Origin of the sequence: Chitinophaga japonensis (genome assembly GCF_007830125.1) — a bacterium.
GTDB lineage: Bacteria > Bacteroidota > Bacteroidia > Chitinophagales > Chitinophagaceae > Chitinophaga > Chitinophaga japonensis.
Genome location: NZ_VLLG01000008.1, coordinates 1 through 18,461, shown reverse-complemented (window position 1 = coordinate 18,461; position 18,461 = coordinate 1). Strand labels below are relative to the sequence as shown.

At 52.5% G+C, this 18,461-nt stretch carries 19 protein-coding genes; 8 read left to right on the top strand and 11 right to left on the bottom strand.

The window, feature by feature from the left end; translation table 11 throughout:
• Positions 1–8: 8 nt before the first annotated feature.
• The 8 genes from LX66_RS27100 to LX66_RS27065 form a co-directional block, all read right to left on the bottom strand.
• Positions 9–290 (bottom strand): phosphopantetheine-binding protein, encoded by a 282-nt coding sequence (locus tag LX66_RS27100; protein WP_262713231.1) that lies wholly within the window; start codon positions 288–290, stop codon positions 9–11.
• Between the two features lie 63 nt (positions 291–353).
• Positions 354–1,646, bottom strand: a complete 1,293-nt coding sequence (locus LX66_RS27095; RefSeq protein WP_145719389.1) for an ABC transporter permease — start codon at positions 1,644–1,646, stop codon at positions 354–356.
• Positions 1,647–1,653: 7 nt separating this feature from the next.
• On the bottom strand, positions 1,654–2,394 hold the full coding sequence (locus tag LX66_RS27090) for an ABC transporter ATP-binding protein (protein ID WP_170232433.1): 741 nt from the start codon (positions 2,392–2,394) through the stop codon (positions 1,654–1,656).
• Positions 2,394–3,392 (bottom strand): BtrH N-terminal domain-containing protein, encoded by a 999-nt coding sequence (locus tag LX66_RS27085; RefSeq protein WP_145719387.1) that lies wholly within the window; start codon positions 3,390–3,392, stop codon positions 2,394–2,396. Before LX66_RS27085 ends, LX66_RS27090 begins: the two co-directional genes overlap by 1 nt.
• A 147-nt stretch (positions 3,393–3,539) precedes the next feature.
• The gene (locus tag LX66_RS27080) at positions 3,540–3,938 is read right to left on the bottom strand and encodes a hypothetical protein (protein ID WP_145719385.1); all 399 of its coding nucleotides are present in this window, start codon (positions 3,936–3,938) and stop codon (positions 3,540–3,542) included.
• Between the two features lie 25 nt (positions 3,939–3,963).
• Entirely contained in the window at positions 3,964–5,100 is a 1,137-nt protein-coding gene (locus LX66_RS27075) for a beta-ketoacyl-ACP synthase III (RefSeq protein ID WP_145719383.1), read from the bottom strand.
• Between the two features lie 152 nt (positions 5,101–5,252).
• Positions 5,253–6,182 (bottom strand): dialkylrecorsinol condensing enzyme, encoded by a 930-nt coding sequence (locus tag LX66_RS27070; RefSeq protein ID WP_145719381.1) that lies wholly within the window; start codon positions 6,180–6,182, stop codon positions 5,253–5,255.
• A gap of 254 nt (positions 6,183–6,436) precedes the next feature.
• Positions 6,437–7,162, bottom strand: coding sequence for a head GIN domain-containing protein (locus tag LX66_RS27065; protein ID WP_158642779.1), 726 nt, complete (start codon positions 7,160–7,162; stop codon positions 6,437–6,439).
• Positions 7,163–7,223: 61 nt separating this feature from the next.
• Between LX66_RS27065 and guaA the strand changes: the two genes are divergently transcribed.
• The 8 genes from guaA to LX66_RS27025 all read left to right on the top strand — a co-directional run bounded on the left by guaA (position 7,224) and on the right by LX66_RS27025 (position 15,629).
• On the top strand, positions 7,224–8,762 hold the full coding sequence (gene guaA, locus LX66_RS27060; protein WP_145719377.1) for a glutamine-hydrolyzing GMP synthase: 1,539 nt from the start codon (positions 7,224–7,226) through the stop codon (positions 8,760–8,762).
• Between the two features lie 22 nt (positions 8,763–8,784).
• Positions 8,785–10,146, top strand: coding sequence for an ABC transporter substrate-binding protein (locus LX66_RS27055; protein ID WP_145719375.1), 1,362 nt, complete (start codon positions 8,785–8,787; stop codon positions 10,144–10,146).
• 86 nt (positions 10,147–10,232) lie between these two features.
• Positions 10,233–11,228, top strand: coding sequence for a ligase-associated DNA damage response exonuclease (locus LX66_RS27050; protein ID WP_145719373.1), 996 nt, complete (start codon positions 10,233–10,235; stop codon positions 11,226–11,228).
• A gap of 75 nt (positions 11,229–11,303) precedes the next feature.
• Positions 11,304–12,899: an ATP-dependent DNA ligase gene (locus LX66_RS27045; RefSeq protein ID WP_145719371.1), complete on the top strand. Its 1,596-nt coding sequence runs from the start codon at positions 11,304–11,306 to the stop codon at positions 12,897–12,899.
• 49 nt (positions 12,900–12,948) lie between these two features.
• Complete coding sequence (locus LX66_RS27040) at positions 12,949–13,419, top strand: Lrp/AsnC family transcriptional regulator (protein WP_145719369.1); 471 nt, start codon at positions 12,949–12,951, stop codon at positions 13,417–13,419.
• Between the two features lie 18 nt (positions 13,420–13,437).
• The gene (locus LX66_RS27035; protein WP_145719367.1) at positions 13,438–14,301 is read left to right on the top strand and encodes a helix-turn-helix domain-containing protein; all 864 of its coding nucleotides are present in this window, start codon (positions 13,438–13,440) and stop codon (positions 14,299–14,301) included.
• A 73-nt stretch (positions 14,302–14,374) separates the two neighbouring features.
• Positions 14,375–15,226 carry an SMP-30/gluconolactonase/LRE family protein gene (locus LX66_RS27030; protein WP_145719365.1) on the top strand — a complete coding sequence of 284 codons (852 nt, stop codon included), beginning with the start codon at positions 14,375–14,377 and terminating at the stop codon, positions 15,224–15,226.
• Between the two features lie 10 nt (positions 15,227–15,236).
• Positions 15,237–15,629, top strand: a complete 393-nt coding sequence (locus LX66_RS27025; protein ID WP_145719363.1) for an ester cyclase — start codon at positions 15,237–15,239, stop codon at positions 15,627–15,629.
• A 620-nt stretch (positions 15,630–16,249) separates the two neighbouring features.
• Here the strand turns inward: LX66_RS27025 and LX66_RS27020 are convergent.
• The 3 genes from LX66_RS27020 to LX66_RS27010 all read right to left on the bottom strand — a co-directional run.
• Positions 16,250–16,873: a hypothetical protein gene (locus tag LX66_RS27020; protein WP_145719362.1), complete on the bottom strand. Its 624-nt coding sequence runs from the start codon at positions 16,871–16,873 to the stop codon at positions 16,250–16,252.
• A gap of 177 nt (positions 16,874–17,050) precedes the next feature.
• On the bottom strand, positions 17,051–17,494 hold the full coding sequence (locus LX66_RS27015) for a hypothetical protein (RefSeq protein WP_145719360.1): 444 nt from the start codon (positions 17,492–17,494) through the stop codon (positions 17,051–17,053).
• A gap of 5 nt (positions 17,495–17,499) precedes the next feature.
• Positions 17,500–18,461 (bottom strand): RHS repeat-associated core domain-containing protein (locus LX66_RS27010; protein ID WP_244620529.1); only part of this gene is annotated, 962 nt, incomplete at its 5' end.

The following is an 18,461-nucleotide window of genomic DNA, read 5'->3' as shown; positions in this document are numbered from 1 at the left end:
CGTTTTGCCTACGCCGGTTGTTTGGATTGGATGAATTCCGCCATGGATTGTACGGACTGTAATATCTTACGCCCTTCGCGGGGGTCCTCCACCCGGATCTGGTAATGCCTTTCCAGCAGCACCATCAGCTCCAGGGAGTCGATACTGTCCAGTCCCAGCCCTTCGCCGAACAAAGGCGCGTTGTCTTCAATATCCTCCGGTTTGATATCCTGTAAATTCAAAGCCTCAATGATCTGCGCTTTCAACTGCTTTTTTAACTCTTCCATAAATGATGTTGTAGGTTTACCCAAGACCGGTAAAAATACAGTTTTACAATTGATTAGAAAATATTTCCATCCGTACCGGCGCTCCTTTTAACTGATCCTCCGCTTCTCTATCCTGGCTGCTATCCAGAGCATCACCACGCATAAGGCCAGCAGTTTGCCGGCATTGCCCCATATATGACCGGTACCTGCATGGCGCAGGTAAATATCGTTAATGGCTTCCAGGCCCCAGTTCATGGGCGTTAAGCGCCCCAGGAACTGCATGCCGGGGGGCATCACTTCCAGCGGCACCCATATGCCCCCCACGGCCGACAGGATCACCACGGAGATGGCTCCGAAGTTCAGCGCCTGGTTGGGCGTTTTAAATACGGTGCCAATAAGTATGCCATACGCTGTGGCTGCCAGGGCTATGCCCAGCGCGATTATAAAAGCTGCCAGGTAGCTATGGCCCAGGGTCAGCCGGGGCAGGCCCAATTGCGGCATCAGGTAGATGCCTACCAGTATCATCAGGTAGAACTGCACCACGCAGATGCCCACGTAGAACAGCATTTTACCGGCCAGCACCTCCAGGTAAGAGCCGGGTATCAGTTGTATACGCAGCAGGCTGCCATCACCCCTTTCCCGGATCATGTTGCCGGCAATGGGTATCACGATGAAGAACATGGCGAAGATGCTCCAGGCCGGCACGTTGTGCTGCACGGAATTGTAGATCACATCGATCTGCTTCACCGGGCCGGTGGCCTGCTCCTGCAGCCCGATGGCCTTTAGCTGTATATCCAGGGTGTCCGTATCCGCCGCACCGGCATTCTTCCTGCGCAATTGCAGTTGAATGCGCTCCAGCAGCAGGTTGGTCTGCACCTGGGTTAAAAAATTGTCCAGGGCGTTGTGAATGGCGCTCTTGAACGCCTTCTTGGCCGCCGGGTCAAAATAGATCACCACATTGAGCGAATCGTCCCGCTGCTTTACCGGCTGCACGGCCGGCAGGCCCATGCGTTTGGACAGGTCGTTCACAATGCGGTTGGCATTGCTGACAATAGCGGCTGTAGCGCCCCGGGGAATGACGATGCAGATGCGGTAATCGCCTTCATTCACCAGTTGCCGGGCCTTTTCCGTGGTAAGGGGCTGGCCGTCCACGGAGTCTACCAGCGTAAACTGCCCGCTGCTTTCCAGCCCTTCTTTGATATAACGGGCCAGCCGCCCGTGATCATTGTCCACGGTAAGCACGTCAAACTTCAGCTCCTGGTAATCCCGGAAGGGCGCATCCTCTATCAGCGCCATTACGGTGATGAGCACCACCGGCATCAGGAACAACAGGGCCAGCCCTGCGCGGTCCCGTTTCAGCAGCAGCCATTCTTTCCGTATCGTAGCCAGTAATCTTAACATATCGTGCTTAGTCTCTTAGCGCGTGCCCGGTGTAGTGCAGGAACACGTCCTCCAGGTTGCGGCATTCAGGATGTTGTTGGATCAGTGCATGCGGCTGTCCCTGCAGCACCAGCCGGCCCTGGTCTATCACCGCTACTTCGCTGCACAGGCTTTGCGCCTCTTCCAGCAGGTGGGAAGTGTATAGTATGCTCACGCCCTGCTGGTTGTACTCCCGCAGGAATTGCAGGATCATGCTGCGCGACTGCACATCCACGCCGGCAGTAGGCTCGTCCAGCACCAGCAACTGCGGATCATGCAGGAGGGCCGCAATAATATTGGTGCGGCGTTTCATGCCGCCGGAAAATTTGTATATCTCCTTATTGCTGTTCTTCTCCAGGCCGAAGCGCTGCAGGTAGGCATCTATTTTAGCACGCAGGGGCCTGCCTTTCAGGCCGTACAGGTGGCCAAAGTACTCGAGGTTCTCCATTGCCGTAAGCTGCGGGAACAGGGCGATCTGCTGCGGCACGATACCGATCAGGCGCTTGATGCTTTCGCGGTGGGCCAGGTCCTGGCGCAGGCCAAAGACCTCCGCATGCCCGGTATCGGCCTTTACCAGCCCGCAAAGAATGGAGATGGTTGTGGTCTTGCCGGCGCCGTTCGGCCCCAGCAACCCGGCTATGCTGCCTTTGGGAAAGCGGAAGGACAGCCCGCTGAGCGATGGCTCCAGCGCGCCGCGGTAAGTTTTATGCAGGTTGTGAACATGGATCATTACAATTTGACGTTTGCCAGCCGTTTAAAAAATCCTTCTTCCGCTGCCGCGCATTGCAGCAGCATTTCACTCAACTCCCGGTAGGATACATCGTCGGCGGCGCGGCTTTTACACACGCGGCCGGCCTGGAAGGCAAAGTTCCGCCAGAGGTCCCCGATGCCGGTCAGCTCTTTTGACAGCACGCCCAGCTCCGGCTTGCTCAGCAGCATGGCGGCCTCCTGCAGGAAGGCGGCGTACATGAAGCGGAAACCCGCTCCGCCGGTGCCGATCTCCTCCTGCATACGGATCACGTTGCCCAGGTACAGCACCGATCTGCGGTCGCCTACCTTTTCCGGGTAATGCCGCATGCGTTTGGCCAGGAAGCGGATGCCCTTTACGCCAAACATAGGCACAGGCACCTTCAGCATATAATGGCAGGCCTGTGCGATACCCTGCCGTACCGGTTTTTCCAGTGATACGTCCTTTGGCACCTTCACCGGGTAATACATCTTACCCCTAGGCTCCGGGAAGCCTTTGGCAAAGCGCGCTTCCGCCAGGCTTTGCGGATCAATTTCGGTAACGGTGTCCATAATAGGATCGCTTACCTGGTAATTGGCGCCGTTCTTACCATAGATCACCAGGTTGTGCGCATTGAAATGAAAACGGTAGGCCGGCGGAAAGTAAGGCAGGTAGTACACGCTGGACAATACACCCACGGGAATGCCCTTTGCCAGCACGGTATCCAGCGCCTCCATGGCTTTGGCGGGGGCGGAAAATTTCTGCGACTGCATTTTCACCCCCAGCCGGCTGCATACCCGCTGGAAAATAGCGCCGGGCCAGATGCGGTAAGTGGTGCCCGGCACCCCGTTCACCTTTACAAACGGCAGGTGGCCAAAGAATATGCCGGCGCCAATGCCAAAGGCCATCGGCTCGCTGATGGACAGGCCATAATGCCGGAACATATTGGATATTACCCCACTCTCACAATGGGCCGTTTGCACGTGATCGAACTGTATCATAGTTTAAAATTCCAAATCCTGAACAAAATCCAAATCCCAAATTCCAAATTCCAAGCTGGTGGCAATGTCCAGCTACTATTAACAGTTTAGTATTATTGTTGGTGGCCTGCCTCCATTTTCGGGATTTGGTATTTGGGATTTGGAATTTCATATTACTTTTTTCAACTCCTGCACGGTGATCCGAAAGGCGGCTGCATAACGCTGCAGCATTTTGTCACTGAGTTTATTGAAGACCCGGGGACGCATGTGCCGTTTTACCTGCCACTGGAACCTGCCTACATAGCTGGCCAACAGCGCCAGGTCCATCAGGTGCTTTTCCATGTAGTAGCCCACCGGGCTTAGCTGGCCGGCCAGCACCCGCTGCCGGGCTCTTTCCACCCGGTCATGCACCTCCTCCCAGGCCTGCGCCATGGCTACGTTCTCCGGCTCCCAGCCCACGCTGGATACCGGGGTGTAGGAACCCTTGTCGTCTACAGCATAGAAGAGCTGCCGGAAGGAGCCTTCGTGAAGGTTATCGCCGTCTTGCGGAACTTCGTCTTTCTTCATTTTATACAAAATTTAAGACGGGGCATCACACTACGGTCAGGTGCGCATATGCATAAGAGAAACGCGCGCTTTCAGGCACCATCATCACGATGGTCTGCCCCTTTTTCAACTGGCCGGTATTCATCAGCTCTTCCAGCATAAAATAGGGGGAGGCCGTACCTACATTGCCCACACGGGTCAGGTTGGTGAACCATTTTTCCTGGGGAATGGGCACGCCCAGCCGGGTGATCTCTTCGTCTATCTTAAAGCGGAAGAATTCTGAAGAAAGGTGCGGCAGGAAATAATCCAGTTTGTCTATATCGATATTGTAACGCTCTACCAGCTCTTTCCACATTTTAGCGCCGGAGGGCACAATGTTCTTACCCAGCAGGCGCGTGTCCTGCTTGAAGGAGAAAACGCTGTGTTGCGCCCACTCTTCCGGCGTCATATCTATCCAGCCGGTGGTGCCGCCATTGCCGTCCTTCACCGCGCCTGCGTACATGCAGGTTTCCAGCTCATGGGCATAGGAGGCGATCTCCACCCAGTCCACCCGCAGGGAAAGCCCGTTCTCGTTGGGCTTGTCCTGGAACAGGGCGGCGCTGGCGCCGTCGGACAGCATCCAGCGGAGGAAGTCCTTTTCAAATGCAATGATGGGATTCTCGCTCAATGCCTTGAGGTTTTCCGCCTCCGGCTCAAATTTCTTGGCCAGCATCCAGGCGGAGAATTTTTCAGAACCGGTGCTTACGCCGTTGGCGGTGTTGCCGCACTTAACGGACATATAAGCATATTTAAATGCCTGCATACCGGCTGCACAGGCGCCGGTGGCGGCTATCAGCTCTACCGGCTGGCATTTGAGCAGGCCGTGCACCATGGCGGCATGGTTGGGCAGCAACTGGTCCGGGGAAGTGGTGCCGCATGCCAGCAATTGCATCCGGTTGATGGGGAAGGCGTCGTCAAACAGGGCCTGTACGGCGGCAGCGGTCATCTGTGCATTGGTATGGGTGCTGTTGCCATCTTTATCCAGGGCATAGTAGCGGGTCTGGATCTTGTTATTACCCAGGATCATGGACCGGGCGCGGGATGGCTTGCCATCCACCATGCCAAGAATACTTTCCATTTCATCATTTCCCACAGGCTCGTTGGGTAAAAATTTGGATAGCCTTGTAATAAAAACGTCCTTCATCTGAAATTAATACTCTTTAATAATACACTACACAGGAGCGACATAGGTTTATCCCATAACCATGCCGGATCAGCGCGTAAATATATAATTATAATTGAATCCCCCTCATGGCTGACGGTACAAAACTACATGATTGCGGCCTGGTTAAACAGTTATTTTCCGGAACGCAGGCGTATTCCCTTATAGTACGCCACTTCTTCCAGCAATTTATCCCGCTGCAATCTTAAGGTGATCAGGGAAGATATTTTGGTAACAGGTGTCAGCACAAAAATGCCGGCCAGCAATAGCGCGCGATACATGCTTACGCGCGCCTGGCGGGCGGCTGCGCCGGGGCCGCCTTTGGCGCTGATGAATTTTGACCAGTAACGGAATGCCCGTATGCCCCTGTCCTCCAGCACTACCAGGTTGGGCTTAAGCGTAACGGCTTCCAGCTCCAGCAATTGCGGGTGCAGTTGCTCCCACCGGCCCTGCTGCAATGCCTGCGCTATGGGGGCGGCAAAGCGGCCGGCGGCCTCAATCTCCTTTTCCTGCACGCCGGCCGGCGGCAAAAAACGGGTAGCTTCTTTCTTCCCTTTGAACTGCCAGCGCAGCACCGTCATTACCGATACCAGGTTGGGCGAAGTATCCACTAGGGCGATATTGCCCACCAGGTCTGCACCAGCGTTATATAAATGCTGTTTTACAGTTTCCTGTGCATTCAGCCACATATTGCGCGCACCGATCAGCGTTAGCACCTTTTTGCTCCTGAGCAGGCGGGCGGCATCGGGACTCTGCAGGAAAGCGGCCGTTGGCTGCGAAGGCGACAGAAACCAGGGCTGGTAGGCCAGTATCACCAGGTCATAATGCGCATCGGGGTCCGTTTTCAGGGGCTGTACCCCCCTGGGGCGGCCCAGCACCGTTTCCGGCATCGTATCGTAAAACTGCTGCTTGTTCCAGGGAAAAGGAAACGGCTGTACCGGTACAATTTCTTCATAATCAATAGCGGCGTACTCCTGCAAAGGCGCTACCACCTTGTCTATGATCCGTTTTAACTGCCCGGTCTGGGTATAATAGATAACCAGGATCTTTTGCTGTTTAGTCATATAAGGAACAGGCGTTCAACAATATAAACTGTAAACATACAAATAAACCTTCACAGTAGGAGATAAATTTTTACTATATGTTATTGGGTGAAGCTATGGGAGGTTATGCGGCTGATTTGTGCCTTAGCCAGGTACTGGAGTAACACGATAAACGTTACAGCAGTACCCAGGCTAAAGGACTTAATAAGTTGTAATAATTAAGCGCTAAGATGCAGAAAAATATGATAACTGAAATGTTAAAAAAACGTTAGAGTTCAATCCTTTTTTACGGAGCCGGAACCGGCCACTTTGGAAGACACCTGCGGCGTGCCTTTATAACGCACATCACCGGAACCGGCAATCCTCGCATCCAGGGTCATGCTGGCATGCACCAGGGCATCCCCGCTGCCGGCGATCTTGATATCGGCATTTTCGGACAGGAGGTCCGATCCTTTAAAATCGCCGCTGCCGGCAATGTCGATGTCCAGCTCTTTGGTCTCGCCCCGCAGGGTGATATCGCCGGAGCCGCTGATATCCGCATCTACCTGCGGTGCATTCAGCTCCCCGTCAATGTTCCCGCTGCCGCTCACTTTCAGCTTCATTTCCCTGTTATTGCTGAACTTGTTTTCCAGCTTTATATTACCGGAGCCGGCCAGGTACAGGCCTTCTATTTCCGGGGTGGTCAGGTATACTTTCATGGCCTTGCGGGTGTTGATGGAGGTATGCCTTCTCAGTCGCACCACCAGCTCATCGCCTTCTTTTTCCAGCTCGATCAGGGGCAGGATATTGTCATCCGCTTCAATCACCGCCGCTTTGGCCGGCCCCTGGGTCAGGAACACGTCCATGCTGCCCCGGACGGACAGCTTTGTGAACGCTCCTACGGAGCGCTCTTCCTTTTGTACGTTGCCGCTGCCACGCACATGATTTTGCCCGGTAACATCACAACTGGCGGTAAAAAGAGAGAAAACTAACAGTACTAAAAGTTGGTAAGTTGGTTGCATATAGAGGAATGTTTGCATGAAGGTAATGATTTTGGGATTTGGACTTTATCTTTGCACCACCATGACTGAAAAGATCCTTATTCTTGATTTCGGCTCCCAATATACACAATTAATTGCACGCAGCATACGGGAGCTGAATGTTTACTGTGAGATAAAGCCTTGCTTACAGCCCATTGCCTGGGAACCTTCCATTAAAGGTATTATTCTGTCCGGCAGCCCCTTCTCCGTGAACGATGCCGGCGCACCCAGCGTAGACATTGCCGCTATGGCGGAGAAGGTGCCGGTGCTGGGCATCTGCTACGGGGCGCAACTGATGGCCAAAAACTTCGGGGGCGAAGTGGCCAAAAGCAATATCCGGGAATACGGGCGCGCCTTCATGGAGCATGAGAACAAAGAAGAAACCTTACTGTACGATATCTCCGGCAAAAGCCAGGTATGGATGAGCCATTCCGACACCATCGTCCGGATGCCGGAAGGCTTCGAGATCATTGCCCGCACGGAAAACATCCCCGTGGCGGCCTTCAAAAGCCATTCCAGGACGGCCCGCCCCCTGTTGGGCCTGCAGTTCCACCCGGAAGTGACCCACTCCCTGGAAGGCAAGCTGATATTGCGCAATTTCCTGGTGCACATCTGCGGCTGCCAGCAGGACTGGACCCCGGCCGCCTTTGTGCAGGAAACGGTAGCCCGCATCAAAGAGCAGGTAGGCAATAAAAGAGTGGTGATGGCGCTGAGCGGCGGCGTGGACTCTACTGTAGCAGCAGAGCTCATCCACAAGGCCATCGGGCAAAACCTCTACTGCGTGTTTGTAGACAACGGCCTGCTGCGCAAGGATGAATTCGAGACAGTGCTGGACTCCTACAAGCATATGGGCCTGAACGTAAAAGGCGTAAATGCCCGGCAATTGTTCTACAACGAGCTGCAGGGCGTCAGCGACCCGGAAAAGAAGCGCAAGATCATCGGTCGCCTGTTCATTGAAGTGTTCCAGCACGAAGCCGAGCAACTGACCGACATTGCTTTCCTGGGCCAGGGCACCATTTACCCGGATGTGATAGAATCTGTATCCGTCAACGGCCCTTCCGTTACCATTAAATCGCACCACAACGTGGGCGGCCTGCCGGAAAAAATGAACATGTCGCTCGTGGAGCCCCTGCGCTTCCTTTTTAAGGACGAAGTGCGCCGCGTGGGCCGCGAAATAGGCATCAGTGAGCTGTTCCTGGGCCGGCATCCTTTCCCGGGCCCCGGGTTGGCCATCCGTATACTGGGCGACATTACGCCCGAAAAAGTGACCATGCTGCAGGAAGCAGACGCCATCTACATAGAAGGACTGCGCGAAGCCGGCCTGTATGACAAGGTATGGCAGGCAGGCACCATCCTGCTGCCGGTGCAGAGCGTAGGCGTGATGGGTGATGAAAGGACCTACGAATTTACGGTGGCCCTGCGCGCCGTAACTTCTACAGACGGCATGACCGCCGACTGGGCGCACCTGCCTTACGAATTCCTGGCAAAAATGTCCAACGAGATCATTAACAGGGTGAAAGGTATCAACCGCGTTGTGTACGATATCAGTTCCAAACCGCCCGCCACGATTGAATGGGAATGATTTTTGTAATCCAAAGAACGCTATGAGCCGATCCACTATCAACAAGCAACTGTTACCAGTAGTCGTATTATCTGTCACCCTGTCTGCCTGCTCGCTGTTCAAGCCCGGCACCAGCAGCCCGGGCACGCCTCCACCGGTAGTTACCAAGCCTAAAACGGAGGAAGAAAAGAAGAAGGAAGAAGAAGAAAAGAAAAAAGAAGAGGTAAAGGCAGCACCATTCAATGTGCCTGCTTTTGGCCGTGAAGTTAAAAGGGAATCTTACAACCTGGCATTATTCTCCCCTTTATACCTGGACTCCGTATTCGCCAATTCACTGGAAATTCCCGGCCGCACCATGCCTCGCTATGTGCTGCCCGGCCTGGATTTTTACGAAGGCGCACAACTGGCGCTGGACACGCTGCGGCAGCAGGGCTACAACCTGAACGTGATCGTGTACGACAGCAAGTCCCGCCTGAACAGCATCCCCACGCTGATCCGCAACCGCAACCTGGATGCCGTGGACCTGATCATAGGCGCCGTGAGCAACCCGGAGCTGCGGGAGCTGAGCAACTTTGCCCGGGAAAAAGAGGTGAACCTGGTATCCGCCACCTATCCTAACAGCGGCGGCGTGAGCGACAATCCTTTCCTGCTTATCACCAACAGCACGCTGAAAACACACTGCGACGCCCTGCAACGTTATGTACAGGAAGCCTTCGCCACCAAGAACATTGTGCTGCTGCGCCGCAATACGCCGGTAGAAGCCCGTATAGCCGCCGATATCAAGGCGTCTTACGAGCAGATGCAAAGCCCGAAGAAATCGATCATACATGAAGTGATATGGAGCAACGCCACCAGCGACATGGAACTGTCTACCCACCTGCTGGCGGACCGGCCCAATGTATGCATTGTAACGGCCCTGGACGAAGCCGGCGCCAAAGCCATTCTCCAGAAGCTGAGCGTACAGGCGGCCAACTATCCCGTGCACGTATTCGGCATGCCCACCTGGGACGTGATGAAGTTTGATGATCCGGAACTGCAGGGTGTGCAGGTGTACTACTCCTCTCCTTACTTCAATGACAAAACCAATGCGTTCAGCCGCTATATCACGGATTATTTCAAGCGGGTATACAAGATGCGCCCCTCCGACATGGCCTTCAAAGGTTTTGAGCTGACCTACTACTTTGTAAAGCAACTGAAGGATAACGGGGTGTATTTTAATACGGCCGTAAACGATACTACCGCCAAGAAAGTATTTACCGACTTCAACTACCAGCCGGTATACCTGGGCGATGGCGAACAACAGCCGGACTATTTCGAGAACAAGAATATCTACATTATACAGAAAGGCAGCAGCGACACTACTGACATAAAGATGAGCGCGGTAACTTCAGCGCTTAGCCGTTAGTTTCGTTAGCTGTGTAGCTGATGATGCCGGAAGATGCCCTGATCTTCCGGCATTTTTTTTGGGCAGCTTATTCGTAGCTTAGCCATATGCCCGTACTCCAGTTCACCGACAAAGGCATTTACTGCGCGGCCGGGGATTTTTACATTGATCCCTGGCAGCCGGTGCAGCGCGCCGTGGTCACCCATGCGCACTCCGACCATGCACGCTGGGGCCACCGGCATTATCTCTGCCAGCAGGACAGCGTGCCTTTGCTGCAGTTGCGCTTAGGCGCAGACATCAGCGTACAGGGCATCCCGTTTGGCGAAGCGGTGTATTACAATGGCGTGCGCATTTCCCTGCACCCGGCCGGGCACATGGTCGGCAGCGCGCAGGTGCGCGTGCAGCAAGGCAGCGAAATATGGGTGGTGAGCGGCGACTACAAGGTGGAAAACGACGGCCTCTCCGGCCAGTTTGAGCCCCTGCCCTGCCAGGTATTTATAACGGAATGCACCTTTGGCCTGCCCATTTACAACTGGCAGCCCCAGGGTATTATTTTCAGCAGCATACGGGAATGGATACAGGAGAACCAGCGGGCCGGCAAGCACAGCATACTGCTGGCCTACAGCCTGGGCAAGGCCCAGCGCCTGCTGTACAACCTGGCGGATGCCGTGCCGCGCTTTTATGTGCACGGGGCCATTAATGCCGCCCACCAGGTGCTGCTGGCCAACGGCCACCCCCTGCCGCCGGTGCACTACATTACGCCGGACACGCCGAAAGCAGACCTGAAGGACGGCCTGATCATAGCGCCGCCCTCGGCCGCCGGCACGGCCTGGATGCGGCGCTTCCTGCCCTATGCGCTGGGCGTATGCAGCGGGTGGATGCAGGTGCGCGGCCACATGCGCCGCCGCAACGCCGACGCAGGCTTTGCCCTTTCGGACCATGCGGACTGGCCGGGGTTATTGCAGGCTGTTAAGGCCACCGGTGCGGAACAGGTATATACCACGCACGGTTTCAGCAGTGCATTTGCCCGTTACCTGCAGGAAAACGGGATAGCCGCGGAGGAGGTCAGGACAGCGTTCGGACAAGAGGAGGAAGAAGTATGAAGAAAGAAATCAGAAATAGGAAATAGGGCAGGCATCATACTTCATACATCTTACTTCCCACTTCATATCATCACTATGCAACAGTTTACACAACTGGTAAAAATATTAAGCAACAGCACCAAGACCAACGAGAAGCTGGAGGCGCTGCGGCAGTACTTTGCCACTGCCGCCGAGCGGGACAAGCCCTGGGTGCTGGCGCTGTTCAGCGGACGGCGGCCCCGCCGCACCGTGAACAGCGCCCAGCTCAAAAGCTGGTGCATACAGGCGGCCGGCCTGCCCGAATGGCTGTTTGAGGAATGTTACCATACCGTAGGCGACCTGGCAGAGACCATTGCCCTGCTGCTGCCGGAAACGCCTGCCCGCCTCTCCTCCCATCCCCTGCACTACTGGCTGGAAAAGCTTATGGCGCTGGAAAAGGCCACCGAAGCGGAGAAACAGCAGTTCATACAGGCGGCCTGGCAGGAGCTGGACACCGGCGAGCGCTTTGTATTCAACAAGCTGATCACCGGCGGCTTCCGCATCGGCGTATCCCAGCAGATGATGGTGAACGCCCTGGCCCAGGCCTATGGCATTCCCCCGGCCACCCTCTCCCATATGATCAGCGGCAATTGGGACCCGCGCCACACCAGCCTGGAAACCCTGCTGCATGAAAACCACGGCAGCGCCGACATCTCCAAACCCTACCCTTTTTACCTGGCCTATGCCCTGGAAGGGGAGCCCGCCACCCTGGGCCCGCCGGGGGACTGGGCGGCGGAATGGAAATGGGACGGCATCCGCGGACAACTGGTGAAGCGCGAAGGACAGCTCTTTGTATGGTCACGCGGGGAGGAGCTGATCACCGAAAAGTTCCCGGAATATGCGCCCCTGCGCGACGCGCTGCCGGACGGCACCGTGATAGACGGGGAGATACTGACCTGGGCCAATGATTTCCCCCTGCCCTTCCAGGCCCTGCAAACCCGCATCGGCCGCAAGAACGTTACCCGCAAGCAGTTGCAGGAAGCTCCGGTGGTGTTCCTATCCTATGACCTGCTGGAGTGGCAGGGCAGGGACATCCGCGATACGCCCCTGGAGCAGCGCCGGCAACTGCTGGAACAACTGGTGGAGCAGGCGCAAAACCCCGCCCTGCGCCTGTCGCCCCTCGTTACTTTCGACAACTGGGAGCAGCTTGCCCAACTGCGGCAGCAGTCCCGCGAAAAAGGCAGCGAAGGGCTGATGCTGAAGAAACGAAGCTCCGCCTACCAGGTGGGCCGCAAACGCGGCGACTGGTGGAAATGGAAAATAGATCCCTTTACCATAGACGCCGTGATGATCTACGCCCAGAAAGGCCACGGCCGCCGCGCCGACCTGTATACGGACTATACCTTTGCCGTGCGGGACGGCGAGCAGTTGGTGCCCTTCACCAAAGCCTACTCCGGCCTTACGGACAAGGAGATCAGCGAGGTGGACGCCTGGGTGAAAAGGAACTCCCTGGAAAAATTCGGCCCGGTCAGGACCGTTAAGCCCGGGCTGGTGTTCGAGATCGCTTTTGAAGGCATTGCCGCCAGCAAGCGCCACAAATCCGGCGTGGCGCTCCGCTTTCCCCGCATGCACCGCTGGCGCAGGGACAAAACCGCGCAGGAGATCAACACCCTGGCGGACCTGCAGCAACTGCTGCAGCAATACAAGGGATAATTCAGTATATTGTACCAGTATATCATCCCTAAAACAGTATAATATTCTAATGGACGCCAACGATATAGTATTGGATGAAAAAGACCTCGGTATCCTGAAGCTCCTGCAGGAGGATGCCAAAATGACCATCCGCGATATTGCTTCCCGCATGAACCTGAGCGCCACACCGGTGTACGAGCGCATCCGCAAAATGGAGCAGGCCGGCGTGATCCGCCAGTATGCCGCCATCATCGACCCGCAGAAAATAGACAAGGGCCTGACCGTGCTATGTTACATCTCCCTGAAAGAGCACGGCAAAAAGGCCGGCGGCCGCTTTATCCGCGAGGTGACCGGCTTCCCGGAAGTAACGGAATGCCTGAATATTTCCGGGCAGTTTGATTTTATGCTGAAGGTGCAGGTAAAGGACATGAACGCCTATTCGGAGTTTAACGTGAACAAGCTGGGAGAGCTGGACAACATCGGCCATATGGAAAGCGTGTTCGTCATGTCCGTGATCAAGGCCACGCATAAAATCGTGTAATCGTCTTTACTTTGCAGTATGCTATTAAGGTTCCCGCAATCCATAGACAAATGTGACGAAGATGTGCTGCAGTCCGCCACCGTGCCCATTGCCCGCTACCGGCAGGCCACCGCGGCAGGCCGGCGCACCAGCTTTATTACGGAGCATACGCTGCTGTTTGTACTGCAGGGGCACAAGTTGCTGCACATCGGCGACCAGACCTACACGGCGGAAGCCGGACACCTGCTATTCATGAAACGCGGCATTTACACCCTCTCTGAATTTGTGCCGGGCGGGCTGGACTACCAGGTGCTGCTGCTGTTCTTTACAGACGATCTCCTGAAAAAATTCCTGCACAACTATGGCTTTGCCACTACGAAAACCGTGACGGCAGCTACCCACCTGGTGCTGCCATCCAATGAGCTGCTGGACAGTTTTAAAACGCAGTTCATGGAATATTTCGGGAAGCGGATAGACGGGCTGGAAAGCATTCTTCAGTTGAAGCAGCAGGAGCTGTTGTTGCTGCTGCTGTCCGGCCCACAGCGGCAGGAAGTGCTGGCGTTCCTGCAGGGTATTGTTTTCGGGCAGCCGCTGGATGTAGGCTATATTGTAAAGACCCACCTGTTCCAGCCGCTTACATTGGAAGAACTGGCGAAACTATCCGGCCGCAGCCTGGCCTCTTTCAAACGCGATTTCCAGCAGCAGTTCCGGTGCCCGCCCAAGAAGTGGATCAACGAGCAGCGCCTGGCCCATGCCCGCATGCTGCTGCAGCATACGGACAAGCAGGTGGCTGAAATAGCGCTGGAATGCGGATTTGAGAACATTCCCCACTTTATCCGCATCTTCAAACAGGAATACGGCATTACTCCCAATGCCGACCGAGCCAAAAAAGCAATTGTTTGAGCTTTTAGCGTTACCATCGCCCCTCCCGGGCAAAGTACCTTTGCATTAAGACCTGACCATCAAATTTCAAACAATGCAAAAAGTACTATTATGCCTTGCCGGCCTTTTGCTGGCCAGCCATTCCTTTGCCCAGGACGGCCTGGTGCATCCTGAAAGCCTGATCTCCGATGGACATTTCCTGTATGCCACCAACATCGGTACAAGCGGCGATCCGACTGCACGGGATGGCGACGGCTTCATCAGCAAGCTATCTCTTGGAGGGAATATGATCACCCCCAGCATCACTACCGAAAAGCTGAACGCCCCCAAAGGCACGGCCATCATCAAAGGCGTGCTGTACGTTGCGGACCTGGACCGTATTGTAGGCATCCGGCTCTCCTCCGGGAAGAAAGTAGCGGAAATAAGCCTGGCAGACTTTCACACTTCCTTTGCCAACGATCTTACGGTAAAGGATGATCATACCCTCTTTGTTTCCCTGACGGATGCCGGTAAGATACTGGAAGCGGACGTGAAAAGCCTGCAGGTAAAAGCCGTTACTGACCTGCCGGGCGCCAACGGCATTTATTATGATCAGAAAGGCCATCGCCTGTACACCTGTAATTTTCATTTCGACAACATCCAGGGCGGTGAAATAGGCGTAGTACACTGGGAACAGCAACAAGCGGTATACGAAAAGTTAAGCGATGCGCACGGCGGCTTCGACGGCCTGGTGATGACAGATGATCATACCTTGCTGGTGTCCGACTGGGGCGCGCTGGACCACCCGGCCGGTTTACTGCAAAAAATAGATATCCCCAGTAAAACCGTTACCCAACTGGAGATGCCGGTAATAGCCGGCCCGGCGGATTTTTATTATGATGCGGCACGCAAGCGACTGTACATCCCTGTGATGCTGGAAAGCAAAGTATTGATTAAGGATCTTTAAACAACAAGCAATGAACCAATTAGAACAGAACAAAGCAATTGTGCTCCGCTTCAACCAGGAGTTTATTGAAAAAGGCGATCTGCAGGCTTTTGAAGCGCTGGTAGCGCCGGACTTCATCAACCATACCGCCGCCAACCTGGGCCTGCCCGGCGGCCGCGAAGGCGTGCGTGATTTTATCGTCAACGTACTGCATGCCGCCATGACGGATATTAAAGTGGATATCCATGAACAGATCGCAGAAGGCGATACCGTAGTGACCCGCAAAACCATCAGTGGTACGCAAACCGGGGATATGATGGGCCGGCCGGGCAAGGGACAGCTCACCCAACTGCATATTATAGATATTGTGAAGATCAAGAACGGGCAGTATAGCGATCACTGGGCGCAGCGGAGCGTGGAGTGAGATGTAAAAGTTGGTGGATCTGCTGTCTGTAATATGAATGTATTCATTATACAGTGCCACCAACTTTTACTTTTTAAAATTACCACGGAGAGAAAAATCGGCCACTGTAGCGGATTTTAAAGAGGAAGTCTATTTTTTAGTCTATCGAAAACAGATAAGGTCCATTTATCGCTAAGAACTTTACGCAAGATTGACTATCAATACAAAAGTACAACTTTATTAGACATTTTACAACACAAAATACACGTCCCTAGCAGATTACAGCATATTTTGTTCGGAACAACCAGGCCGCTGAATTGTGTTACAAAGGCTACATTGAAATTAGAGTTAGTGCCAAAATCAATATATGTGTTGAATTTCAATATCAAACTGCCGTACCGCGCCGTCAATCACCTCTAGCGACCAGCCCTAGGACTGCGGAGGCCGGAGAACAGGGTACGCAGAAAAAATACGACCGCAATAGCGCCGCCCCGAAGGGGCACCTTGATCCGCCGGTAGGCGGATGCGGCGTGTGGAGATTTTTTTCCGTGCCCTGTTCGTAGGCTCGGAGTAGGCCAGGAATTTCGCGAAAGAGGTGGCAGGATGGCAATTTTAATACTTCGATTTTAAGTAACCATACTCTACCTTTGAGAATTTATCCGTTCCCAAACGGCTCCTCCGTGAGTCACATACTTAATTATACCATAATCCTCATGCCAGAAAATTGTTCTAGGCTGGTTCGGAGGCGCTTTAGAAGAATAAGTATCAAATTCATAGACTTTCCCTTGTTTGTACTTCTCTATACTTCCTGTTGTGATGTTCAAAAAAAGGTCTCCCCCATATTGGTAATCAATTGATAAAGAGGTTTCATTATTAGGATGTTTTTTCTCAATAGTTACCATTCTATAACCAGAAGGATGGTATTTTAGGTGTTTATTCACATAATAAATCACTCCCCATTGAGGTAGATACTTATCGTGTACCTCTATAGGATTATATGGCGGATAAAACAGCTCCTTTTTCACAATAATACTTGTATCCAAGTTTCCCTTATCTGATCTAAAGATAATTGTATCACCCTCATTGTAAGGGTTAATCCATTTCAATTCTTCCTGAGATAGTTTGGTTCTAATGCCGCAACCTACCAAGGTTAAGAGAGGCAAAAGGGATTTCAAGATTGCTGTTTTTCCATTATACATTATTGTCATCTCAATTTTTCCCATCCCATTGGCGCGTGGGCCATAGTGAAAACCTCCTCGTGCCATACACGGCTTCGTACTTCTTTCTGAATTATTGATATTGCCATACTATGCATTTCCTTGAATTCATTTGGCACGAGGGGGCAAATCCACATAGCCCGCTCCCCATCCTCGCACCAGTGGTCAATAAACAAAATCAACAGGTGTCACCTGCGGATTTTGTTTATTGACTTAAATAATTAACTACTCAAATTTGATAGCTAGATCATAAGCCTCTAACCCATGTAATTTCGGATTACCTAGCTTCTTAACTTTAATGCCATTTACTACTCCCTTAAATGCATTAATTAGCTGTTCTGTCTTAGGGTCGTCCTTATCAGATAGGTAATTATAAATAATGTTTCCTTTATTCTCAATTCTGGCAAAAACTATTTCGAAGCGCTCTATCCGTGATGCCGTATCTATATAAATACGTAATGATCCGATACCTGTAGACCCTTCCGGAAAAAAATCTGTACCAAGTTTAACTATCCGATTATAATCTATTTCAAAATGAGAAGGCGCAATAGGGTCAACAATAGAATCTTCAACTTTAGTATCAGAACTAGTTGCAACTTTGGCATCTTTGCCCGATTGAACACAACCCAAAGCAATAAAGAACATTATCAATGTGATTAATACTTTCATAAAATCTATTTTACCCTTATTAATGGAAAAAACTTAAATATGACAGCTCCTTCTTGATTTGGCCTAAAGATTTTGACATCATTATAAAGTCCGGGTACATTGGATGAACTCCCATTTTTGAAATTCAGAATGGCATCTACATAATTAATATACGTATTATAATTAACCCCTGTAGCCTGATTTAACAAATAATTAAACGCTTTGCCATACATCAATCCGGCTTGATTATCCGTCCTTGAAGGAGACATAATTCCACCAAATACACTTCCATTTATTGCAGCAGTGAAAGCTACAGCTTGACCATATAGATATGCTCCAACTTCATTATTAATAGAGCCTCCACCTTGATTATACTCCGCCTGATAACCATGGAATAATTCGTGAGCTACATTTTCCAATTTCTGTATCTCGGGAGAAGAACTCTTCATTAGTGCCCCTGCAAGGATTTTGCCCCCTCCTGACGAACCTTCCTTAAATTGAAGTGCACTTGCTTCTTTTCCATCTACTATGGGAGTTTGATTAATAAAATCAAATTTGTTTTCTGATTTGGAAAGTGTGGTTAAAACCTCTTTACCTATCTCTGTCGAACTCATTTGGTTCAAAGCCTTTACTACCGTTGACACAAACTTATCTTTGCTTTTAAATTTACTCCCATCTTCGTTATACAATCTCCCATTATTATAACGAACTTTTTGATTATCGCCGTAGTATATCCAAATTTCCTTCCCATTAGGGTCGACAAAAAGTATGGGGCTATTATTGGCGTAACCGTAAGGAGTATAACCAATATATTTATCCGACATTGGATCTTGTACATGCCACCTTCCAATCTGTTGATCATACATCCTCGCCCCATAATCATACCACTCCAATCCACTACCATCCCCAAACTCCTTACTCTGCAATTCCTTCCCATTATACTTCAACCTATTTTCCGGATAATTCGTCCCCACCAAAGCATTCGTAC